We start from the raw sequence: 23108 nt of genomic DNA, 5'->3' as shown, positions 1-23108 counted from the left end.
CTGCTGGGCCTTACGGCTGTTCGGGCCTGTCGCGATCCATGCCCATCGCGCCTTCGATCTTCTGCTGCCCGTCGTCGACCTGGCTCTCGTACTTGTTGCCGGTCTTGTCGTTGACCTTGCGTTCCGCCGCGTCGGACATGTTCTTGGCCTTGTCCTGCGCCGTGCGGTTGCTCTTGAACCTGTCGAGGATGCCCATCCAGAGCTCCCTTCCGGAGGTGACTCAGCAATGACGATACGCCTGACTTGAGAGGTATGCCCCTTGAAGCCCCTATATGGTCTGGACCTCTCGGCCAGTACCGTGAGAGCAAGCACGACCGGCTCGTGCGGGGTGGACCAGGAGAACAGGGGAGGGGCGCACCGTGACGCGTCTGAGGGGTGGGGCGGCGAGCGCCGCGGCGATGCTCGGCATGGTCGTACTGCTCGCCGGTTGTGAGGGCGTGGAACTGCCCGCGGACAGCGAGCCCTCCGGCTCCGGCCCGGCCGTGAGTTCCGGCCGCGCGGTGAGCCCGCTGGACAACCCGGACGGCACCAAGGCCGGCCTCGCGGCCATCACCACCGACGCCGACAGAACCAAGGCGCGCGCCCTGATCGAGAAGGTGGAGACCAAGGGCCGCGGCCCCAAGACGGGTTACGACCGGGACGAGTTCGGCTACGCCTGGATGGACTCGGCGCCCGGCGGCATCCCCTTCTCCCGCAACGGCTGCGACACCCGCAACGACCTCCTCCAGAGGGACGGCGAGGACGTCCGCTTCCGCTCCGGTTCGGACTGCGTGGTCGTCTCCATGACCCTGGCCGACCCCTACACCGGCAAGGAGCTCGACTGGGTCAAGTCCCGTGCCACGGCGGTGCAGATAGACCATGTGATGCCGCTGTCGTACGACTGGCAGATGGGTGCCTCGCGCTGGGACAAGGGCAAGCGCGAGGACATAGCCAACGACCCGCTCAACCTCATACCGGTGGACGGCCCGACCAACGGCTCCAAGAGCGACTCGGGACCCGCGTCCTGGCTGCCCCCGAACAAGCAGATCCGCTGCTCGTACGTGGTGCGCTTCGCACAGGTCTCGCTGAAGTACGAGCTCCCTGTGACGAAGGCCGACAAGGAGATGATGCTGCGGCAGTGCGGGGGCTGACCCGGCTGTCAGGGCCGGAAAAGCGGTTCCCGGCCGTGGCACAGCCCGCCTACGGTGACCGCATGGAACTCAAGGTGTCGAGTCTCGCCGAACGCTCCGACGACCACGGGCGTGTGGTCGCGATGGCCGACAGCTGGCCGGAGTTCGTCACCAGGGACCTGGTGGGCGACCACCACTTCGGCAGGATCGCCAGGGAGTTCCCGGCGTATGTGCTGTTCGCCGAGGACGAGCGGGGCGAGGTCGTCGCCACCGGGTTCAGCGTGCCCTTCGCCCTCGATACCGAGGACCGGGGCGAACTGCCCGCCCGGGGTTGGGACGAAGTGCTCCTGTGGGCCTTCGCCGACCTGCGCCGAGGGGTCCGGCCCGACACCGTCAGCGCGATCGCCATCAACGTCCGGCCCGACGCCCAGGGCAAGGGCCTGTCCGGCCGCATGCTGTCGGCGATGCGCGACAACGCCCGTGCGCACGGCTTCAGGGAGGTCGTCGCCCCCGTCCGCCCCAGCGCCAAGCACCTCGAACCGCACACCCCCATCGAGGAGTACGCCCACCGCGTACGCCCCGACGCACTCCCGCACGACCCGTGGCTGCGCGTCCACGCCCGGGCCGGCGCCACCATCCACTGCGTGGCGCCGGCCTCCATGACGGTGGCCGGTTCGCTGGAGCAGTGGCGCCGCTGGACGGGGCTGCCCTTCGACACCCGGGGCGACATCGAGGTGCCCGGGGCGCTGGTACCGGTGCGGTGCGAGCCGGAGCGGGGGTACGCGGTGTACGTCGAGCCCAATGTGTGGATGCGGCATCCGCTGTAGCCGTACGGCGGTTCAGGCGCCCAGGGCGTCGAGGTCGAGGATCTCGCCGCTGGGCTTCTGCGCGGGGACGGGCTCGTCGTACTCGCTGAAGGTCAGGGTGCCCGGGTCGCTCGCGGAGGCGCTGTCGACCCGCAGCAGATACGGCTTGCCCTCGGTGGCGACGTAGAGCGTGTAGCGCTCCTTGCCGTCCCGCTCGTGCAGCACGATCGCGGGCGTGCCGTCCACGGTGGTCGTCCTGCCGCGTGACGAGTCCGAGTCCACGTCGTCGGCGTCGCCGAGCACCGTGTCCAGGTCGCAGAAGCCCGCGATCTCCTTGGCGTCCTCGCCCTTCGCGGACATCTTGGTCCACTTCCCGGCCAGCAGCGCCACGCCCGCGTCGACGTCCGACTTCTTCTCGCCCTTGCTCTGGGCGCGCAGGAAGGCCTCGTCGTACTTCATGTAGACGGTGTCGCCGACCTTGATCAGATCGGCCTTGCCCTGGCCGCCCACGCTCATCGTGCCGGCGCATTCGCCCTGCTTGTTCAGGGCCATGTCGATCTTGATGGTGCCCCCGGACGCGTCGTCGGGGATGTCCCCCTTCATCCGCAGCGACGAGGCGCCGGTCGTGGCCTCGACGGCCCGGTCGGCGATCTCGCCGCCGGTCAGTCCGGCGAACGGCTCCTTCGCCTTGCTCGGACTGCTCGACGGGCTGGAGGCGCGGGCTTTGCCGTCCGCCTTGTCCTTTGCGGACCGGCCGGACTGGTCCGACTGGCAGCCGGTGAGCGCGAGGGTGGTCGCGGCGGTGAGGCAGAGGGCGGCAAGTGCGGTTCGACGCATGGGAATTCCTCGGTGGTGTCGCGGTGTGGTGAGCGCGTGCGGCGAGATGCGCAGCGTGCGGAAGGAGAGCGCGGTCCGGCGGGTACTGCCGTGGGTCGGCCCCGCCGGACCGCGCCGTACGGTGGCCGGCGTCAGCCGGTCTTCTTCCAGTCCGTGCAGCCGGACGTCTTGAAGTAGGTGTCCGAGGCGCTGATCGTGACGATGGCCGAGCCGGTCACGTTGTCGTTCGCGATGATCGAGTCGAGGCCGTGCTCGGCGTCCTTGGTGCGCTCCCAGTAGCACATGTCGTCCTCGTTGCCGGTGGACTTGTAGGTGCCGGGGGCGATGTCGGCGCCGACTCTGAACATGCCGCCGTCGCCGGACATCCTGGCGGCGGGGGAGCCCTTCGTCTTGGTGTCGACGGCTTCCCAGTCGTTGCAGTCGCTCGACTTGAAGAGCTTGTCGGAGGCCTTGACCGTCACGTAACTGCTGCCGGTGACATTGTCGTTGGCGAGCAGGGAGTCCATCTCGCCGGAGGAGTCCTTGGCGCGCTCCCAGTAGCACATGCCGTCGTCGTTGCCGGTCGTGCGGTAGGTGCCGGGCTTGATGTCCGAGCCGACCTCGAAGTCGCCGTCCCCCTCGAACGCGATCTTCTTCTCCTCGGCCGCCTGCGCCGCCTCCTTCTCGCCGCCGGTCTTCGCCTGTGCGGACGACGAAGAGCCCTTGTCGCTGCTCGTGGAGTCGCTGCTGTCGTCGCCGGAGTTCGCCGACACGGCACCGATGACGACGATCCCCACGACGGCCCCCAGCGCGACCTTGCCCTTCATGCCCATGACTGTGTCCCCTCCAACACGGTGACAGCCGCCGATCGGCTGCCATTCGTTCGCTGGGTCAATAAGACCAGAGAGTGTGAACCGAGTCAACACGGTTCACGAGATCTGTGGAGTACACGGCCGTGAATGGGTAGATCTTGCGTACGCCGCTATGCTCGGCGTCACACGCGGAGCGCAGGCAGCTGCGGGGACGCGCGCGGCCACGCAGTACGACGAGGGGAGCCGGGCCGGTGCAGGACAACGCCACAGAGGTGACCGCCGCCGGGATCGCCCGGCTCGCCGGCGTCGGCCGCGCCGCCGTCAGCAACTGGCGCCGCCGCCACACCGACTTCCCCAAGCCGGTCGGCGGCACCGAGACCAGCCCGTCCTTCGCCCTCGCCGAGGTCGAGACCTGGCTGCGTGACCAGGGAAAACTCGCCGAGGTCCCGCTGCGCGAACGCGTCTGGCAGCAGCTCTCCGGCCACCCCGAGGGCCCGGTCACCGCCCTCACCCACGCCGGCTGTGTCCTGCTGCTCATCCATGACCGCCCCACCGTCTGGCTGGACGCGAGCGCCGGCTCCGACGCACGTCTGGCGGCGATGCTGCCGGGAGTGCTGGAAGAGGTACTGGCGCCTCGGTTCGGTGCCGCGGCGGCTGTGAACACGTCGGACACCGTGAACGGCAGCCCCGGCGCTGTGAACACCTCACCCGCTGTGAGCCCCCGCACCGCCGTTCACACCCCCCTCGGCCCCGAACTTCTCCCCTCTGTCCCCCTCCTGCGCGGGGCCGCCGAACTCGCGGCGGAGCTGGGTGCCCGGCAGACCTTCGAGTTCCTGCTCGGCCGGCACCTCGACGCCAACCCGCGCCAGTACACGCTCACCCCCGCCGACCTCGCCGGCCTCATGGCCGATCTCGCGGGCCCCGCCCGCACCGTCCTCGACCCGGCCTGCGGCACCGGCGCCCTGCTGCGCGCCGTCACCGCCCGCGCCGACCAGGAGCTGTACGCCCAGGACAGCGCCCCCGAACTCGCCACCCTCACCGCACTCCGGCTAGCCCTGCACACCCGCGCCGCCGTGCACGGCGCCGCCGGCGACACCCTGCGCGCCGACGCCCACCCCGAACTGCGCGCCGACGCCGTCCTGTGCCACCCGCCGTTCAACGAGCGCAACTGGGGGCACGACGAACTCGCCTACGACCCCCGCTGGGAGTACGGCTTCCCGGCCCGCACCGAGTCCGAGCTGGCCTGGGTGCAGCACGCGCTCGCACGCCTCAAGGACGGTGGCACCGCCGTACTCCTCATGCCGCCCGCCGCCGCCTCCCGCCGCTCGGGTCGCCGTATCCGCGCCGACCTGCTGCGCCGGGGCGCCCTGCGCGCGGTCGTCGCCCTGCCGGTCGGCGCGGCACCCCCGTACAACATCCCGCTCCACCTGTGGGTGCTGCGCCGACCCGAGAAGGCGCCCGCCCAGCCCGAGGTGCTGCTCGCCGACACCGGCCGGTTCGCCACCGAAGGGCGCGGCGGACCCGACTGGCGGGCCGTGCGGGAAGCGGTGCTCGACGCCTGGCGCGCCTTCGACCGCGCGGGCACCTTCCAGGAGCACCCCGGCCTCGCGCGCTCCCTGCCCGTCATCGCTCTCCTCGACGACGACGTGGACCTCGCCCCGGCCCGCCACCTCCCGCCCGCCACGGCCGCCGACGGCGCGGAGGCGCTCACCGCCGTGCGCGAGCGCCTCGGTGAGACCCTGCGCCTGACCACCGACCTCACCCCCCCGCCCGCCGACACCGCACAGCCCGCACGCTGGCCGCTCACCACCGTCGGCGAACTCGCGCGCGGGGGCGCCCTGGTGATGCGCACCGGCGGAAACGGCGGCCACGCACGCGTGCCCGTCCTCACCGACCACGACGTCATCGCCGGCACCACCCCCTCCGGCACGCTCCCCGAGAGCGACGAGGAGGCCGTGCTGGTCGAGCCGGGCGACGTCGTCGTGCCGGTGCTCGGCGGCGGCTCGATGGCGCGCGTGATCGACGACGCGAGCGGGGGCGCCGCCCTGGGGCGCAGTCTCGTGCTCCTGCGCCCCGATCCCACGGCGCTCGACCCCTGGTTCCTCGCCGGCTTCCTGCGCGGTACCGCCAACAACCGCCAGGCCAGCAGCTACGCCTCCACCGCGACACGCCTGGACGTGCGCCGTCTGCAACTGCCCCGGCTCCCGCTCGACGAACAACGCCGCTACGGCGCGCGCTTCCGCGCACTCGACGAGTTCGAGCGGGCGCTACGGCACGCGGGCCGACTCGGGAACCAGCTCGTGCGCGGCATGTACGACGGCCTCACCGACGGCACGGTCGCACCCGACTGACGCCCGACTGACGGCCGGGTGGCGCCCGACAGTTACGGAATCCGGCCCTCCGGCCGCCTCCGCCATGACCTGCGCCGCCGTACGACGTGATCAGCACGACAACGGTTCGGTACAACCCTGGACCGCATGTCGTTGTCGGCCTATACGCTCGAAGCGACAATCGCAGGAACGGGGTTGCCGGGCGTCGGCCGCCCACGTATGCCCACCTCAGGCCCCAGGAGCTGTCATGCATGGCCACGGCTACACGCAGCCGGTGAAGCAGCCGCCCCATCCGGCGTTGCTGGTCTTCCTGCGCGTGCTGTTCGTGGTGATCTCGGTCTTCTCCATCGGCCTGCTGGCCTGGTCGATGCTGCTGCGCCTGGCGCTCGTGACGCGCCGGGGGCTCGACTGGGGCCTGTTCGTGGCCTCGTTCGCCGCGATCGTCACCGGACTGGTGCTGCTCGGCATCGAGGGCGGCGAAGAGATCCACACCGTGGGCGGCTGGACCGGCCTGATCCTGCTCCTGGGCACGCTCATCGCCGCGATCTCGTACTACCTCTCCGCGGACATCCGCCACTTCCACCAGCTCCGCTACGCGGCGTACGGCCCGCAGCCCGCCCCGGCACCGGCGTACGGCTACCCGCAGCCCCAGCCGCCGTACACCGCGACGACCCTGCCCCAGACACCCGCGCCGATCCCGCAGAGCCCGCTGCCGCCCCCGACCGCACCCCGCGACGCGGCGCCCCACGCGCCCGTGCCCCCCGCGCAGCCGCCCCAGCGCCCCGCGCCCGCCCGCATCGACCAGGTGCGCGCCGAGCTCGACGAACTGAGCGACTACCTGCGCCGGCAGGACGGCAACCCCAACGGCGGCTATGAGGGCGGAAGGTGACCGTGACGACAGGACGTGTCGTCGCAGGCCGCTATGAACTGTCCACGCTCATCGGACAGGGCGGCATGGGACAGGTCTGGACGGCCTACGACCAACGGCTCGACCGGCGCGTGGCGGTGAAGCTGCTGCGCCCCGACAAGGTGGCCGGGCAGGAGGCCGACGAGCTGCGCCGCCGCTTCGTACGCGAATGCCGGGTGACCGCACAGGTCGACCACCCCGGACTCGTCACCGTGCACGACGCGGGCAGCGAGGGCGAGGAGCTGTTCCTCGTCATGCAGTACGTCGACGGCGCGGACCTCTCCGACCACCTCGCCGAGCACGACCCGTACCCCTGGCAGTGGGCCGTCGCGGTCGCCGCGCAGCTCTGCGCCGTACTGAGCGCCGTGCACGCCGTGCCGATCGTCCACCGCGACCTCAAGCCGCGCAACGTGATGGTGAAGCAGGACGGCACCGTCACCGTCCTCGACCTCGGCGTCGCCTCCGTCATGGACGCCGACACCACCCGCCTCACCCACACCGGCACCCCCATCGGCTCGCCCGCCTACATGGCGCCCGAGCAGGCCATGGGCGGCGCCGTCGGCCCCTACACCGACCTGTACGCACTCGGCGTACTGCTTCACGAACTCCTCAGCGGCGACGTCCCGTTCTCCGGCTCCACGGCGCTCGGTGTGCTGCACCGCCACCTCTACGAGCCCCCGCTCCCGGTGCGCCGCCTGCGCCCCGAAGTCCCCGAGGCGCTCGAGGCGCTCGTCCTGCGCCTGCTCGCCAAGGACCCGCAGCACCGGCCCGCCAGCGCGCAGGAGGTGTACGAGCACCTGGCGCTCCTCCTGCCAGCGCGCGGGACCCCCACAGGGGCGCCCCTCGACCCCACGCGCCCCTTCCTTCGCCCGCACGCCCCCTGGCCGGACCGCGCCCGCACCCCCGCGCCCCAGCCGGCACCCGCCATGCCGCACGCGTCCCCCGCCGAGAAACCCGACGTCGCACGTGCCGTCGACGAGGTCAAGCGCCTCCTCGGCGAAGGCCGCATCACCCAGGCCGTCGACATCCTCGGCGCGATCCTGCCCGCGGCGGCAGAACAGCACGGCGAGCACTCCCCGGTCGTCCGCACCCTGCGCAAGCAGTACGCCGCCACCCTCATGGACGACGGTCAGTACCGGCGCGCGCTGCCCGAACTGCGCCGCCTCGCCGACGAACGCGCCGCCGAGGCCGGCCAGGCCGACACCCAGTCGCTCCGCTTCCGCTACGAGGCCGCCCAGTGCCTGGAGCAGCTCGGCGAACCCGCGGCGGCGCTCGCCGAGTACCGCGCGCTGCTGCCCTACTACGAGAACCAGTACGTGGCCGGCGACCCCGAGCTCGCCCACGACGTCCGCCGCCGCATCGGCCACCTCCTGCTCGCCCTCGGCGACCGCGCCGCCGCCCACGACACACTGGCCCGCCTCGTGCACGACGTGGAACGCCTGCACGGCCCCGGCCACCCGCTCGCGGTGGAGGTCCGGCGCACCCTGGAGTGGCTGGGGCAGGTACGCGGCTGAACGCGGCGGTGGCCGCACATGCATACAGCCCGCGTGCCTCGACAGAGTGCGTCGGTGCCCGAAGTCCTGGTGAATCGTTGGTCGAATGGGTTGGCCAGAGCTTGTCCACTGCCTACCATCGATCACCGCAAGACTTTGTGCACCGTCGCACAATCTCCTCGGGAGGCTTCCTTGCACCGCCGCCGTCGCACCGCGCTCCTCCTCTCCGCCGCGATCGTCGCGGCGCCCCTCCTCACCGCCTGCGGAAACGACGCGCATCCCGGTGCGGCAGCCGTCGTCGGCGGCCAGCGGATCACCGTCGCCCAGCTGGAGACCAGGGTGAGCGAGGTGCGCGAGGCACAGCGCGCCGCGGTGCCGGACGAGGCGCAGTACGCGCAGGCCATCGCCAAGACCGGCACCCTCAGCCGGGACACCCTGCACAGCATGGTCCTCGACCAGGTCCTGCACCGCGCGGCGCAGGACGCCGGGGTGACGGTCACCCGCAAGGAGATCCAGGACATGCGCACCGGCCTGGAACAGCAGGCCGGCGGCGCCAAGGCCCTGGAAACGGCCTGGCTCCAGCGCTACGGCATCGCCCCCGAGCGCCTCGACGAGAACCTCCGCCTCCAGCTCGAGGCCCAGAAACTCGCCGCCGTCCTCGGCACCGACACCGGCAAGGCCGACTTCTGGCAGGCCCTGGCCAAGGCGTCCAAGAAACTCGACATCGACCTCAACCCCCGCTACGGCACCTGGGACGACGCGAAGAGCAGCCGCGTCGACGCCAAGACGCCGTGGGTCCGGGAGGTCACGGCGACGGGGACACAGGAGACGGCGTGACGCCGTCGCCGGTCATACGATCCCACCCCGCCCCCGGGTCTGTGGACAACTGATCGGCTCTGTCGGCGGTGTGGGTTAGCTTCGAGCTGTGAACACCACCAGCCCCGAATCCGCCCAGGCCGCCCCCGGCCGCATCGTCCTGCTCACCACCAGCCACCGTGTCGCCCCCGGTCTGCTGTCCTGGCCCGCCTGGCAGGCGCTGCACGACGCCGGCCGTGTGCTGTGCGCGGACGGTGCGCACCCGCAGCTGCCGTATCTGCGCGAGGCCGGGATACAGGTCGACGAGGCCTCCCCGACCGCGGAGGAACTGGTCGAGGCGTGCGCGGGCGGCCACACCGTGGTCGTGGTCGCGACGGGCGAGGGCGAGCCCGAGCTCACCGACGGCCTCGCCCGCCTCGCCGGCTCGGGCCGCGTGTCCATGCCCGACCTGGAACTCCTCCCCGCCTCCTACGACCTCCCGGGCGCCCGCCTCCTCGACCTCGTCCAGGTCATGGACCGCATCCGCGCCGAGTGCCCCTGGTCCTCGCAGCAGACCCACAAGGGCCTCGCGAAGTACGGCATCGAGGAGGCCTACGAACTCGTCGAGGCCATCGAGGAGGGCGACCGCGACGAACTCCGCGAAGAGCTCGGCGACGTACTCCTCCAGGTCGTCTTCCACGCCCGCATCGCGGAGGAGGACCCGGACGCCCCCTTCTCCATCGACGACGTGGCGGGCGGCATCGTCACCAAGCTCATCCACCGCCACCCGCACGTCTTCGGCGACGAGACCGCGACGACCCCCGAGGAGGTGAAGGAGCACTGGCTGCGCACGAAGGCGATAGAGAAACAGCGCGAGTCGGTCACCGACGGCATCCCCCTCGGCCAGCCGGGCCTGGCGCTGGCGTCGAAGCTGGCGTCGAGGGTACGGACGGCGGGCCTGGAGGTCCCGTTGCCCACGGGCGAGGGCATCGGGTACGAACTGCTCGCTCTGGCGGCCCGTGCCGAGGCCGAGGGCGTCGACCCCGAAGCGGCGCTGCGGGTTGCCGCGCGGACCTATCGAGATGCCGTACGTGCTGCTGAGGGGGTCGGCGCTTAGTACCGTTGCCTTCACGGACGGTGTGAGGCGTGGGGGCTTGTGTGGCAACGGAGTTGGGGGAATTCAGGGACGCGCTTCAGAGCGTGATGAACGAGTCGCCGGAAACGGCTCAGCGGGTCATGGACGTGCTGTCGCGGTTCTTCGGCAGCGTTCAGTGGCAATGGTCGACCGTTCGGGGCGGAGTCGGGATGCTGAGCGTTCTGCGACGCGAGCAGCCCGAGGCCTTCGCCGAACTGCAAGCCATCGCGTCGAAGCCGCCCGCCGCCCCAGGAGCAAGGAGTGTCGCAGCCGGCCGCGACATCGGCATCGCCATCACCGGTGACGGCAACTCCGTGGCCACCGCAGACGGCGCGACCTACGTCAGCGGTGACCACCTCGACTTCCGCGATGCCACCTTCCACGAGCCGGTCATCGGTGTGCAGCACGTTCGCCATACCTACGAGACCCGCCCGGGCATCCCGCACCCCGTGCCGGACGACTGGCCGTCGGCGAAGGACATGGAGCCGCTCGCCCACGGTGTGCGGCCGACCCGCAGGGTGAAGGGGCTCCCGCCGCTGCCGCCCTATGCGGAGCGCGACGTCGACGATGCGGTCAGGTCGGCACTCCTGGCCGACTCGGCAGGCAAGTTCGTAGTCGTTCTGGGCGAGCCGTACGCCGGCAAGACGCGGACGGCGCTCCAGGGCCTCGCCGAGGCCATGCCGGACGTCCGGGTTTTTGCACCCGGCCGCGGTGAGGACCTGCGGGTGCTGCCCACCGTGTTGCGCAGGCGGCCCGAGCCGTACGTGCTCTGGCTCGACGACCTCGACGTCCACCTTGAAGCCGGCGGGGGCGGTTTGGAGCCGCGTCTGTTGGCTCAGCTGATCGGACAGGGCGTGGTCCTGGTGGCCACGTTGCGCGAAGTGGCGTACGACGAACTCCGGCAGACCGCGGACGGCCGGCTCCTGGATCTGGCGCACATCGTCGAAGTGCCCCGGGAATGGAGTGTGGGGGAGCGACGGCGAGCCCTGCGGGCGGGAGACGTCCGGCTGGCCGACGCCGCCCTGCACAGTGGTCCGGAGGGGATCGCCGCGTATCTCGCCGTGGGCCCGCAGCTCTGGGAGGACTGGCAGCGGGCCCGCCGGGCCGATCGGCATCCACGAGGCCACGCGCTGGTGCGGGCGGCGATCGACCTGGCCCGGTGCGGGCTGCGCGGCCCGCTCGCCCAGGATCTGCTCACCAAGGTGCACGAGGGCTACGAGGACGTGACCGGCCTGGAGCGGGAGTCCTTGGCGGACGCGCTGGCATGGGCGGCCGAGAAACGGCTCGGTGTACTGCCGCTGCTGCGCGGGGGCGAGGCGGGGATGTGGGAGGCGGCGCCCTACCTCGTGGACGTCATGCTCAAGGGGGAGGGGTGTCCGACCGTAGACAGCGCGGTGTGGGACGTGGCGCTGGAGGTTGCTCACACCGACACGGCGTACGACCACAAGGCGGTGGTGGAGACCGCGCGCGAGGCGTTCCGCCGGGCGGCCGAAGCCGGGGACGGCCGGGCCATGCTCAGGCTCGGGCTGCTGGCCGAGAGCCTGGGGGAGCGCGTGGTGGCCGAGGACTGGTTCCGGAGGGCGGCCGAGGCGGGGCAGACAGCAGCTGCTGGGCGCCTTGGGCGGATGCTCGTGGAGCGGGGCGAGGAGAAGGAGGCGGAACCCTTTCTGGAGACTGCGGCCGAGGCGGGAGACGCGGAGGCGGCGACGCTGCTGGGGAAGCTGCTCCTGGGCCGCGCGCGACGGTGGCTCGGGGCCGGATCCGATGCGGGCGTTCCGGAGGCGGCGCACCTCCTGGGGGATCTGCTGCTCGGGAGTGGTGAGTTCGACAGGGCGTGGGTGCACTACCTGAATGCAGAGGAGTGCGGATACGCGGCTGTTGCCCGGAGTTCGGGTGTGCACGCTTTACTGACGGGCTCGAGCGAAGTGGCCGAGGTGTTCCTGACGCGGGCGGTGGAGGCAGGCGACGAGGTGGCGGCCAGCTTGTTGAAGGTGGCCCGGGGCGAGTTGGCGATGCATGACCCAGAGGAATACTTCGGGGGCGACGAAGACGGCCGCGCGTACCCGCTCGACGCCACTCACTACGGCCTCGTCATGGAAAAGCAGGGCCACCTCGACAAGGCCCTCGTGCAGTACGAGAAAGGTCACGCGCACAGCGACTCCTACGGCGCCTACCGCCTCGCCGCCCTCCTCGAAAAGCAGGGCAAGCCCGACGAAGCGAAGACCTGGTACCGCAGAGCCGCCGACATGGGCCACCCAGGTGCGCAGAAGGTCCTTGAGGCAAACCCGGATACCGTCAGGGAGTGACCGACCAGCCCACCCCCGTCCCCGCGGCCCCCGAGCTCTTCACCTGGGAGTTCGCCACCGACCCCTACCCCGCCTACGCCTGGCTCCGCGAGCACGCCCCCGTGCACCGGACGAAGCTGCCCAGCGGGGTGGAGGCATGGCTGGTCACGCGTTATGTCGATGCCAAGCAGGCCCTCGCCGACCAGCGGCTCAGCAAGAACCCGGCGCATCACGCCGAGCCCGCGCATGCGAAGGGGAAGACCGGGATCCCCGGTGAGCGCAAGGCCGAGTTGATGACGCATCTGCTGAACATCGATCCACCGGACCACACCAGGCTCCGCCGGCTCGTCAGCAAGGCGTTCACACCCCGCAGGGTCGCCGAGTTCGCCGGCCGGGTGCAGGAGTTGACCGATCAGCTCATCGACCAGTTCGCGGAGAAGGGGTCCGCCGACCTCATCCACGAGTTCGCCTTCCCACTCCCCATCTACGCGATCTGCGACCTGCTCGGCGTCCCGCGCGAGGACCAGGACGACTTCCGGGACTGGGCGGGCATGATGATCCGGCACGGGGGAGGGCCCAGGGGCGGTGTCGCCCGGTCCGTCAAGAAGATGCGCGGCTATCTGCTGGAACTCATCCACCGCAAGCGTGCGGGGCTCCCCGCCGACCCCGTTCCCGGCGAGGACCTCATCTCCGGTCTCATCCGCGCCTCCGATCACGGCGAGCACCTCACCGAGAACGAGGCCGCGGCCATGGCCTTCATCCTTCTCTTCGCTGGGTTCGAAACCACGGTGAACTTGGTAGGAAACGGAGTATTTACCCTATTTGCCTACCCTGACCAGAGAACCCGTCTCCAGAACTCCCTCGCCGCCGGAGAGACCGACCTCCTGGAAACAGGCGTGGAAGAACTCCTCCGCTACGACGGCCCCGTCGAACTCGCCACCTGGCGCTTCGCCACCCGGCCGCTCAGCATCGGCGGACAGGACATCGCACCCGGCGACCCGGTCCTCGTCGTACTCGCCGCCGCGGACCGGGACCCGGAGCGGTTCGCCGATCCCGACGTCCTCGACCTCTCCCGGCGTGACAACCAGCACCTCGGATACGGCCACGGCATTCACTACTGCCTCGGCGCCCCACTCGCCCGTCTGGAGGGCCAGACCGCGCTCGCCACTCTCCTCACCCGGCTGCCGGACCTCCGACTCGCGGTGGATTCGGCCGATTTGAGGTGGCGTGGGGGTCTCATCATGCGCGGACTGCGCACCCTGCCGGTCGAGTTCACGCCCACGAGTCAGGTCCGGTAATCGGCTTCGCGTCGAATCCATGCGCGGCTTCACGCCAACTCGCCCGTCCCCGCAGCTCCTTGTAAACATGACACGCCCTCAGCTCTGTGATCTTCACGTGATCTACGCGGCATTAACTTGTGACAAGTGATCGACTGCCGATACGTTCACGCATCAGCGCGGCGACTGTCTCCACCCGCCGCGCCGGTCACTGTCGTCTCGCGAAAGGCCTCCGCATGCTCACCGGGAACGGTCGTCACCGTCGCCCCCGCCAGGCTCCGGCACTGCTCGTCGCGGCCGGAGTGACCGGCTCCGCCATCGCGATCCCGCTCCTGGGCGCCACCGGCGCGAGCGCGGCCGACGGGAACACCTGGGACCAGGTCGCCAAGTGCGAGACCGACGGTTCCTGGAGCGCGAACAAGGGCGACGGCTACTACGGCGGGCTCAAGCTCTCCCAGCAGAACTGGGAGAAGTACGGCGGCCTCGACTACGCCACGAGCCCGGACCTCGCCAGCCGCAACCAGCAGATAGCCGTCGCCGAGAAGGTTCTCGCCGACCAGGGCGTCGGCGTCTGGGGCACCTGCGGTCTGCTGAACGGGCTGAGCCAGGACTCGGCCTCGGACGAGGTCGACACCGGCGTAGAGAGCGGCACCCCGTCGGCATCCGAAGAGTCGGGTTCATCTGAATCGTCCGATTCATCTGCCTCGTCCGGGCTGTCCAACTCCTCCGGATCGTCCGACTCGTCGACCGAGTCCTCCGCCGATCCGACCCCCTCGCCCTCGGCATCCACCGAAGCGGACAACTCTTCCAAGTCGGACACCGCTGACCCCGGCACCGAGAACTCACAGCCGTCCGACAGTCCATCCACAGCACCGGCAAAGAGTGACGAATCGGACAACTCCTGGCAAGAAGGCGGCTCTTCGGCTCTTGTCGACACCGGTGCCCTCTCTGCCCCCAAGGAGAGTGCCGGCCGGCACCGTGGCGCGAGCGCCGACGAGGGCTCGTACACCGTCCGCGTCGGCGACACGCTCGCCTCCATCGCCGACTCCCTTGACGTCGACGGCGGATGGCGTCGGCTCTACACCGAGAACAAGCAGGTCATCGGCGCCGACCCGAGCAGCATCGAGCCCGGTCAGACCCTCGTACTCGGTAGCGAATAGGGCGAAATCCCCAGGGAAATGCCGGGAGTTCACGCCGCACTTCGCAGTAAATGTCCGGTTTGGTGAAAGTGTGGGATGAGTCTCAGAAGCCCTGATCGTCTTTGAAATTCCCCGGATTCCCTGTCTACGGTCAACACCGCTCGTCACCGCGAGCCCCGTCTGCCGCAACGCCGAATCCTGCCAGCGGCCGTACGGGAACAGTCGTCGCGTCAAGCGCCGTAGGCAGGAGCGGGGGACCCAAGGTAAGTGCCGGGCCCAGCAGTTCACGCTGGACCGGCTTGGGGTGAAGTCGCGCATCGCGAGATGTGCGGCCGGGCAACTCAACCGGCCCGAACCCGACAGCTCACCTCGCAGGCGTCGGTGAGGGGATCCACCATGCTGTTTTCCGGCAAGGGCAAGCACCGTCGTCCGTCCAAGGCCACCCGCGCCGCCGCGCTCGCCGGCGTCACCGGTGTCGCCATAGCCGCCCCGCTGATGGCGGCCGGCAACGCCTCCGCCGCCACCGCCTCCGAGTGGGACGCCGTCGCCCAGTGCGAGTCGGGCGGCAACTGGGCCATCAACACCGGCAACGGCTACTACGGCGGTCTGCAGTTCTCCGCCTCCACCTGGGCCGCGTACGGCGGCACGGCGTACGCCGGGCAGGCCAACCAGGCCACCAAGGCGCAGCAGATCGAGATCGCCGAGAAGGTCCTCGCGAGCCAGGGCAAGGGTGCCTGGCCGTCCTGCGGCGTCGGCCTGTCCAGCGCGGGCTACACCGGCAGCGACTCGTCGAGCTCCTCGGGCAGCAGCTCCTCCGGCGACAGCGGCACCAGCACCCGCTCCTCCGAGCAGCAGACCTCCCGCTCCTCCGAGCGCCCGGCCACCAAGAAGACCGTCACCACCCCGACCGGCAAGAAGGTCAAGAAGGGCGACGGCGAGTACAAGGTCGTCAAGGGTGACACCCTCAGCTCCATCGCCGAGGAGCATGACGTCAAGGGCGGCTGGCAGAAGGTGTTCAAGCTGAACAAGGACATCATCAGCGACGCCGACTTCATCTACCCGGGTCAGCAGCTGCACCTCAAGTAAGGGCTGCGGCACTCAAGCAGGACCCAGCTGAACCACAGTGCCCTCACATCCGTGGTCCTCATACTGAAGGCCTCGTGAGGGTCCCCCCGTCCCCACGGGCTCCCCGCTCCGGTGCGTGTTCCCCCGTACGCACCGGGGCGGGGTTTTTTCTGTGCCGGTTTCTGCGCCGGTTCTGCCAGGTTTCCGAAACCGTCTTTGTTCCGTTCGGAAACAATTTACTCTCGGTTCTGTCCACGGGGCGGTCCACGCGGTGGCCGATCGCCCCGAGCCGGTTAGGCTCGTCTCGCAGAACACACCGCGGTCCCGGCGGACCGTGTCACATCCCAAGAAGGAGATGCTCGTGCCGTCCATCGACGTCGTCGTAGCCCGGGAAATCCTGGACTCCCGAGGCAATCCCACGGTCGAGGTCGAGGTCGGCCTCGACGACGGCAGCACGGGTCGTGCCGCCGTTCCCTCCGGTGCCTCCACGGGTGCCTTCGAGGCCATCGAGCTCCGCGACGGTGACCCCAACCGTTACCTGGGCAAGGGTGTCGAGAAGGCCGTCCTCGCCGTCATCGAGCAGATCGGCCCGGAGCTCGTCGGCTACGACGCCACCGAGCAGCGCCTGATCGACCAGGCCATGTTCGACCTGGACGCCACCGACAACAAGGGCTCGCTCGGCGCCAACGCCATCCTCGGCGTCTCCCTCGCCGTCGCCCACGCCGCCTCCGAGGCCAGCGACCTCCCGCTCTTCCGCTACCTGGGCGGCCCGAACGCGCACCTGCTGCCCGTTCCGATGATGAACATCCTGAACGGCGGCTCGCACGCCGACTCCAACGTGGACATCCAGGAGTTCATGATCGCCCCCATCGGCGCGGAGTCCTTCTCCGAGGCGCTGCGCTGGGGCGCCGAGGTCTACCACACCCTCAAGAAGGTGCTGAAGACCAAGGGCCTGTCCACCGGCCTCGGCGACGAGGGCGGCTTCGCCCCGAACCTGGAGTCCAACCGCGCCGCCCTCGACCTCATCATCGAGGCCATCAAGCAGGCCGGCTACGTCCCCGGCGAGCAGATCGCGCTCGCGCTCGACGTCGCCGCGTCCGAGTTCTACAAGGACGGCAAGTACGAGTTCGAGGGCAAGTCCCGCTCGGCCGCCGAGATGACCGAGTACTACGAGGAGCTCGTCTCCGCGTACCCGCTCGTCTCCATCGAGGACCCGCTGTACGAGGACGACTGGGCCGGCTGGAACACCATCACCGAGAAGATCGGCGACAAGGTCCAGATCGTCGGCGACGACCTGTTCGTCACCAACCCCGAGCGCCTCGCCCGCGGCATCGAGGAGGGCTCCGCCAACGCCCTGCTCGTCAAGGTGAACCAGATCGGCTCGCTGACCGAGACCCTGGACGCCGTCGAGATGGCCCAGCGCAACGGCTTCAAGTGCATGATGTCCCACCGCTCCGGCGAGACCGAGGACGTCACCATCGCCGACCTCGCCGTCGCGGTGAACTGCGGTCAGATCAAGACCGGCGCCCCGGCCCGCTCGGACCGCGTCGCCAAGTACAACCAGCTCCTGCGCATCGAGGAGATCCTCGACGACGCCGCGGTGTACGCCGGCCGCTCGGCGTTCCCCCGCTTCAAGGGCTGATCTCGGCAGGGCCAATCCTTAGCCAGTCGTACGTACGTCCCCGCACCGGTCCCGTACCGTGTGCGGGGACGTACGCGCGTGTGTGAAGGAGGGGCTGGGACATGGCCGTCAAGGACCGGGACCGGTTCTCCACCGCGACCAGGATCCGGTTGCTCGGCGAGCAGACCGCGGCCCGGGTCTACCGTTCCCAGACCAAGCGGCAGGCCCGCCGCTCCCGGCTGACCGGCCGGGCGGCACTGCTCGCGCTGGTCCTGTGCTCGCTGATCGTCGCGCTCGCCTATCCGATAAGGCAGTACGTCTCCCAGCGCGCCGAGATCGCGGACCTCCAGCGGCAGCAGGAACAGGCCCGGCAGCGGGTCGAGCAGCTGCGGGACCAGAAGGCGCGCTGGCAGGACGACGCGTACGCCGAGCAGCGGATCCGCGAGCGGCTCCACTATGTGATGCCGGGGGAGACGGGGTTCATCGTCGTCGACCCGGGCGCGGCGCGGCAGTCGCGGGCCGACATGGGGGCGGCCGACCGCCCCTGGTACTCCAACGTCTGGGACGGGGTCGACAAGTCCGACGCCTCCGACCAGTGAACCGACCTTTTCCGCAGTCAGACAGCAGAGAGACTTTCGTACGGCATGGAAACGCCCCCGCCGACCACTGAGCGCACCGAGCCCACCGACGCCGACGTCGAGGCCTTCAAGCAGCAGCTCGGGCGTCCGCCGCGCGGCCTGCGCGCCATCGCGCACCGCTGTCCGTGCGGCCAGCCGGACGTGGTGGAGACGGCCCCCCGGCTCCCCGACGGCACGCCCTTCCCGACGACGTACTACCTGACGTGCCCGCGCGCCGCCTCGGCGATCGGCACGCTGGAGGCGAACGGCGTCATGAAGGAGATGACGGAGCGGCTCCAGAGCGACCCGGAGCTCGCCGCCGCCTACCGCGCCGCGCACGAGGACTACATCGCGCGCCGTGACGCCATCGAGGTCCTGGAGGGCTTCCCCAGCGCGGGTGGCATGCCGGACCGGGTGAAGTGTCTGCATGTGCTGGTGGGGCACTCCCTGGCCGCGGGGCCCGGTGTGAACCCGCTGGGCGACGAGGCGATCGAGATGCTGCCGGAGTGGTGGCGCAAGGGCCCTTGCGTGACGCCCTGCGGGCCGCCGGCCGGTGAGGGGCAGCGGGACGTCTCCGAGGACGGCGCGGGCCACTTGGCCGTCGAGCCGGCCGAGGGAGGCGAGTGATGACCCGTGTCGCCGCCGTCGACTGCGGTACGAACTCCATCCGGCTCCTCGTCGCCGACTGTGACCCGAAGACGGGTGAACTCGTCGACCTGGACCGCCGGATGACGATCGTGCGGCTCGGACAGGGCGTCGACCGGACCGGACGGCTGGCTCCCGAGGCGCTGGAGCGGACGTTCGCCGCCTGTCGTGAGTACGCGGCGATCATCAAGGAGCACGGGGCGGAGCGGCTGCGCTTCGTGGCCACCTCCGCCTCCCGGGACGCCGAGAACCGCGACGAGTTCGTCCGGGGTGTCCTCGACATCCTCGGTGTCGAGCCCGAGGTCATCACCGGTGACCAGGAGGCGGAGTTCTCCTTCACGGGCGCGACGAAGGAGCTCACGGGCCGGGACGACCTCGCCAGGCCCTACCTCGTCGTGGACATCGGCGGCGGCTCGACGGAGTTCGTGGTCGGGGACGACCATGTGCGGGCCGCCCGTTCCGTGGACGTCGGCTGCGTGCGGATGACCGAGCGGCACCTTGTCCAGGACGGCCAGGTGATCGACCCGCCCACCGCGGAGCACATCGCCGCCGTGCGTGCCGACATCGAGGCCGCCCTCGACCTCGCCGAGGAGTCCGTGCCGCTGCGCGAGGCGCGCACGCTGGTGGGGCTCGCCGGGTCCGTCACCACCGTGTCGGCGATCGCACAGGAGCTGCCCGAGTACGACTCGGTCCGCATCCATCACTCCCGGATCTCCCGCGAGCGGGTCCGCGAGATCACCGAGTGGCTGCTGCGCTCCACGCACGCCGAGCGCGCGGCAGTGCCCTCCATGCATCCCGGACGCGTGGACGTCATCGCCGCGGGGGCTCTCGTACTGCTCTCGATCATGGAGCGGATCGAGGCCGAGGAGGTCGTCGTGAGTGAGCACGACATCCTCGACGGCATCGCGTGGTCGATCACGTAGCCCTCTGCTGAGCAGGAAGAACAACGTATGAGCGCGTCCGAGGGGCCCTTCGGGGCCCCTCTGTCGCGTGCCCTCGGAAAAGTTCGTGAAGTTCTTCACAAGGAAATCGGTCCTGTTGGGCGAGGAATGTGGCCCGGTTGACCCTTCCGGGGCCCCGACGCCCCTGTGAACACGTTCAAAACGGCGGGACGCGGACCCTCTGCGAGGGGGTTGCGCTAGATCGTTTCGAAGGTCTCACGAAGGCTCCGAAAGCCCGGAGAGGCAGCTCACGCGGCATTGACAACGGCCCGCCCTACACGCCGGTTCCCGACCCGCGCCATGACCTGGATCACGCGAGTCGCGGAGGATAACACACACCCCGTCGGAGCTTGTGAAGGGGCGCACGAGCGACCCTCAAGGGGCGGGTGGATACTCGATGGCATGAGCACCACGGAGCGTCCCAGGATCCTCGTAGTAGGCGGTGGGTACGTAGGCCTGTACGCAGCTCGGCGCATTCTCAAGAAGATGCGCTACGGCGAGGCGACCGTCACGGTCGTCGACCCCCGGTCGTACATGACCTACCAGCCCTTCCTCCCCGAAACCGCCGCCGGCAACATCTCCCCTCGCCATGTCGTCGTCCCGCTGCGACGCGTGCTGCCCAAGGCGGAGGTGCTCACCGGCCGGGTCACCACCATCGATCAGGACCGCAAGGTCGCCACGATCGCCCCGCTGGTCGGCGAGGCGTACGAGCTGCCCTTCGACTACCTGGTCATCGCGCTCGGCGCGGTCTCCCGCACCTTCCCGATCCCCGGCCTCGCCGAGCAGGGCATCGGTATGAAGGGCGTCGAGGAGGCCATCGGCCTGCGCAACCACGTCCTTGAGCAGCTCGACAAGGCCGACTCCACGACCGACGAGGAGATCCGCCGCAAGGCGCTCACCTTCGTCTTCGTCGGCGGCGGCTTCGCGGGTGCGGAGACCATCGGTGAGGTCGAGGACCTGGCCCGCGACGCGGCCAAGTACTACAAGACCGTGTCCCGCGAGGACATGCGCTTCATCCTGGTCGACGCCGCGGACAAGATCCTGCCCGAGGTCGGCCCCAAGCTCGGCCAGTACGGCAAGGAGCACCTGGAGAGCCGCGGTGTGGAGATCTACCTCTCCACCTCGATGGACTCCTGCGTCGACGGCCACGTCGTGCTGAAGAACGGCCTTGAGGTCGACTCCAACACCATCGTGTGGACCGCCGGCGTCAAGCCGAACCCGGTCCTGTCGCGCTACGGCCTCCCGCTCGGCCCCCGCGGCCACGTGGACACCGCCCCGACCCTCCAGGTCCAGGGCACCGACTACATCTGGGCCGCCGGCGACAACGCCCAGGTCCCGGACGTCGCCGCCCGCAAGGCCGGCGTCGAGAACGCCTGGTGCCCGCCGAACGCCCAGCACGCGCTGCGTCAGGCCAAGGTCCTCGGCGACAACGTGGTCTCCGGCATGCGGGGCTTCCCGCAGAAGGAGTACGCGCACTCCAACAAGGGTGCGGTGGCCGGTCTCGGCCTCCACAAGGGCGTCGCGATGATCGTCATGGGCAAGGTGAAGATCAAGGTCAAGGGCCGTCTGGCCTGGTACATGCACCGCGGCTACCACGGTCTGGCGATGCCGACCTGGAACCGCAAGGTCCGCGTCTTCGCCGACTGGACCCTCGGCATGTTCCTCAAGCGCGAGGTCGTCTCCCTCGGCGCGATGGAGCACCCGCGCGAGGAGTTCTACGAGGCCGCGAAGCCCGTGCCGGCGGCCGCGAAGCCGGAGCAGAAGACCGAGGCGAAGGCCTCTTGACCGGTACCGGTCGCTGATCCGACCGAAGGGCCTCCTGCCATCCGTGGTGCAGGGGGTCCTTCGGCGTTCCCGGGGGCTGCGCCCCCGGCCCCCCGTCGGCCTGGACGGCCTCGTCCTCAAACGCCGGACGGGCTAGGGGTGCGCGCCGGGATTGCCTTCCGGCCTGCTGTTGTTTATGCAGGTGGACAAAACCGGGATCCTCGTCACGGAGGTGTGCGCCATGTCCGATGCCGCACTGCGGCTGAAGAACCTCTTGGAACAACTGCTGAGAGCCCCCCTTCCGGTGCGTATCCGCGCATGGGACGGATCCCAGGCGGGCCCGCCGGGCGCCCCCGTGCTGGTCGTGCGCAACCGCCGGGCCGTCCGGCGGCTGCTGTTCAAGCCCGGCGAGCTCGGCCTCGCGCGCGCCTGGGTCGCCGGCGACCTGGGCATCGACGGCGACCTCTACACCGCCCTCGGCCTCATCTCGGGCCTCGTCTGGGAGCGCGACGAGGACTCCAGGAGCCTCTCGGAGGCGCTGCGCGATCCCGACGTACGGTCCGCCGTGCGCGGCCTCGTGAAGCTCGGCGGAGTTCCGCTGCCGCCCGCCCCGCCCCGCGAGGAGGTCCGCCGCCGCGGCCACCTCCACACCAAGCGCACCGACAGACGCGCCGTCAGCCACCACTACGACGTCGGCAACGACTTCTACGAGATCGTCCTCGGCCCGTCGATGGTGTACTCGTGCGCCTACTGGGAGTCCCCCCACAGCACGCTCGAAGCCGCCCAGCGCGACAAGCTCGAACTCGTGTGCCGCAAACTCGGCCTGACACCCGGTCAGCGGCTCCTCGACGTCGGCTGCGGCTGGGGATCGATGGCCGTCCACGCCGCACGCGAGCACGGTGTGAGCGTCGTCGGCGTCACCCTCTCCCAGGAACAGGCCTCCTACGCCCGTAAGCGCGTCGCCGACGAGGGACTCACCGACCGGGTCGAGATCCGCGTCCAGGACTACCGGGACGTCACCGACGGGCCCTACGACGCGATCGCCTCCATCGGCATGGCCGAACACGTCGGCGCCGAACGGTACTTGGAGTACGCCCGGGACCTGTACTCCCTCCTGAAGCCCGGCGGACGGCTCCTCAACCACCAGATCGCCCGCCGCCCGGAGCGCGACGGAACCACCTACCACGTCGACGAGTTCATCGACGCCTACGTCTTCCCCGATGGCGAACTCGCCCCCCTCGGCACCACCGTCACCCAACTGGAGCGCGCCGGACTGGAGGTGCGCGACGTCGAGTCCATCCGCGAGCACTACGGCCTCACCCTGCGCCGCTGGGTCGCGCACCTGGAGGCCGACTGGCCCCGGGCCCAGCGGATCGCGGGCCCCGGCCGGGCCAGGGTCTGGCTCCTCTACATGGCGGCCTGCGCCCTGGCCTTCGAACGCAACCGCATCGGCGTCAACCAGGTCCTGGCCGTCCGGCCACCGGCATCCGGCGCGTTGGGGCTGCCGCTGCGGGCGCGCACCTGGAACTGAACAGACGCAAGGGGCCCGCC

The 23108-nt window shown here is 70.3% G+C and carries 20 protein-coding genes and 1 riboswitch; of the genes, 17 read left to right on the top strand and 3 right to left on the bottom strand.

Annotation, left to right across the window (positions count from 1 at the left end; genetic code table 11):
- Positions 1-10 precede the first annotated feature (10 nt).
- Positions 11-196, bottom strand: a complete 186-nt coding sequence (locus TN53_RS07325) for an antitoxin (protein ID WP_046257566.1) — start codon at positions 194-196, stop codon at positions 11-13.
- Positions 197-359: 163 nt separating this feature from the next.
- Between TN53_RS07325 and TN53_RS07320 the strand changes: the two genes are divergently transcribed.
- Entirely contained in the window at positions 360-1130 is a 771-nt protein-coding gene (locus TN53_RS07320) for an HNH endonuclease family protein (protein ID WP_234441524.1), read from the top strand.
- A 62-nt stretch (positions 1131-1192) separates the two neighbouring features.
- Complete coding sequence (locus TN53_RS07315) at positions 1193-1936, top strand: GNAT family N-acetyltransferase (RefSeq protein WP_046257618.1); 744 nt, start codon at positions 1193-1195, stop codon at positions 1934-1936.
- Between the two features lie 12 nt (positions 1937-1948).
- Here TN53_RS07315 and TN53_RS07310 read toward each other — a convergent pair whose 3' ends face one another.
- On the bottom strand, positions 1949-2752 hold the full coding sequence (locus TN53_RS07310; protein WP_046257564.1) for a hypothetical protein: 804 nt from the start codon (positions 2750-2752) through the stop codon (positions 1949-1951).
- A 131-nt stretch (positions 2753-2883) separates the two neighbouring features.
- A complete protein-coding gene (locus TN53_RS07305) occupies positions 2884-3564 on the bottom strand; it encodes a hypothetical protein (protein WP_046257563.1) in 681 nt (226 codons plus the stop codon).
- 230 nt (positions 3565-3794) lie between these two features.
- On the opposite strand from TN53_RS07305, the gene TN53_RS07300 reads away from it, so the two are divergent.
- The 15 genes from TN53_RS07300 (at position 3795) to TN53_RS07230 (ending at position 23088) form a co-directional block, all read left to right on the top strand.
- Entirely contained in the window at positions 3795-5894 is a 2100-nt protein-coding gene (locus tag TN53_RS07300; RefSeq protein ID WP_046257562.1) for an N-6 DNA methylase, read from the top strand.
- A gap of 226 nt (positions 5895-6120) precedes the next feature.
- On the top strand, positions 6121-6762 hold the full coding sequence (locus TN53_RS07295; RefSeq protein ID WP_046257561.1) for a hypothetical protein: 642 nt from the start codon (positions 6121-6123) through the stop codon (positions 6760-6762).
- 38 nt (positions 6763-6800) lie between these two features.
- Positions 6801-8294, top strand: a complete 1494-nt coding sequence (locus tag TN53_RS07290; RefSeq protein ID WP_267886524.1) for a serine/threonine-protein kinase — start codon at positions 6801-6803, stop codon at positions 8292-8294.
- 171 nt (positions 8295-8465) lie between these two features.
- On the top strand, positions 8466-9110 hold the full coding sequence (locus tag TN53_RS07285; RefSeq protein ID WP_046257559.1) for a SurA N-terminal domain-containing protein: 645 nt from the start codon (positions 8466-8468) through the stop codon (positions 9108-9110).
- Between the two features lie 88 nt (positions 9111-9198).
- The gene (locus tag TN53_RS07280) at positions 9199-10185 is read left to right on the top strand and encodes a nucleoside triphosphate pyrophosphohydrolase (protein ID WP_046257558.1); all 987 of its coding nucleotides are present in this window, start codon (positions 9199-9201) and stop codon (positions 10183-10185) included.
- 188 nt (positions 10186-10373) lie between these two features.
- Entirely contained in the window at positions 10374-12509 is a 2136-nt protein-coding gene (locus TN53_RS07275) for a hypothetical protein (protein ID WP_046257617.1), read from the top strand.
- On the top strand, positions 12506-13786 hold the full coding sequence (locus TN53_RS07270) for a cytochrome P450 family protein (RefSeq protein ID WP_046257557.1): 1281 nt from the start codon (positions 12506-12508) through the stop codon (positions 13784-13786). The genes TN53_RS07275 and TN53_RS07270 overlap by 4 nt, the downstream gene beginning before the upstream one ends.
- A 215-nt stretch (positions 13787-14001) precedes the next feature.
- The gene (locus TN53_RS07265) at positions 14002-14925 is read left to right on the top strand and encodes a transglycosylase family protein (RefSeq protein WP_046257556.1); all 924 of its coding nucleotides are present in this window, start codon (positions 14002-14004) and stop codon (positions 14923-14925) included.
- Positions 14926-15129: 204 nt separating this feature from the next.
- Positions 15130-15297, top strand: a riboswitch (cyclic di-AMP (ydaO/yuaA leader).
- 3 nt (positions 15298-15300) lie between these two features.
- Positions 15301-15990, top strand: coding sequence for a transglycosylase family protein (locus TN53_RS07260; protein ID WP_046257555.1), 690 nt, complete (start codon positions 15301-15303; stop codon positions 15988-15990).
- A 340-nt stretch (positions 15991-16330) separates the two neighbouring features.
- On the top strand, positions 16331-17611 hold the full coding sequence (eno, locus tag TN53_RS07255) for a phosphopyruvate hydratase (RefSeq protein WP_095046362.1): 1281 nt from the start codon (positions 16331-16333) through the stop codon (positions 17609-17611).
- Positions 17612-17712: 101 nt separating this feature from the next.
- The gene (locus TN53_RS07250; RefSeq protein WP_046257553.1) at positions 17713-18189 is read left to right on the top strand and encodes an FtsB family cell division protein; all 477 of its coding nucleotides are present in this window, start codon (positions 17713-17715) and stop codon (positions 18187-18189) included.
- 45 nt (positions 18190-18234) lie between these two features.
- Positions 18235-18834, top strand: a complete 600-nt coding sequence (locus TN53_RS07245) for a DUF501 domain-containing protein (protein WP_046257552.1) — start codon at positions 18235-18237, stop codon at positions 18832-18834.
- The gene (locus tag TN53_RS07240) at positions 18834-19775 is read left to right on the top strand and encodes a Ppx/GppA phosphatase family protein (RefSeq protein WP_046257551.1); all 942 of its coding nucleotides are present in this window, start codon (positions 18834-18836) and stop codon (positions 19773-19775) included. Before TN53_RS07245 ends, TN53_RS07240 begins: the two co-directional genes overlap by 1 nt.
- 420 nt (positions 19776-20195) lie before the next feature.
- Positions 20196-21578 (top strand): NAD(P)/FAD-dependent oxidoreductase, encoded by a 1383-nt coding sequence (locus TN53_RS07235; RefSeq protein ID WP_046257550.1) that lies wholly within the window; start codon positions 20196-20198, stop codon positions 21576-21578.
- A 220-nt stretch (positions 21579-21798) separates the two neighbouring features.
- Positions 21799-23088 carry an SAM-dependent methyltransferase gene (locus TN53_RS07230; RefSeq protein WP_046257616.1) on the top strand — a complete coding sequence of 430 codons (1290 nt, stop codon included), beginning with the start codon at positions 21799-21801 and terminating at the stop codon, positions 23086-23088.
- The last annotated feature ends 20 nt before the right edge of the window (positions 23089-23108 follow it).

The sequence above is a fragment of the Streptomyces sp. WM6386 genome (genome assembly GCF_000972385.1).
In the GTDB taxonomy this organism is placed as follows: Bacteria; Actinomycetota; Actinomycetes; order Streptomycetales; family Streptomycetaceae; genus Streptomyces.
The sequence above is the reverse complement of the archived record's forward strand: the minus strand, read 5'-3'. Positions and strand labels throughout refer to the sequence as shown.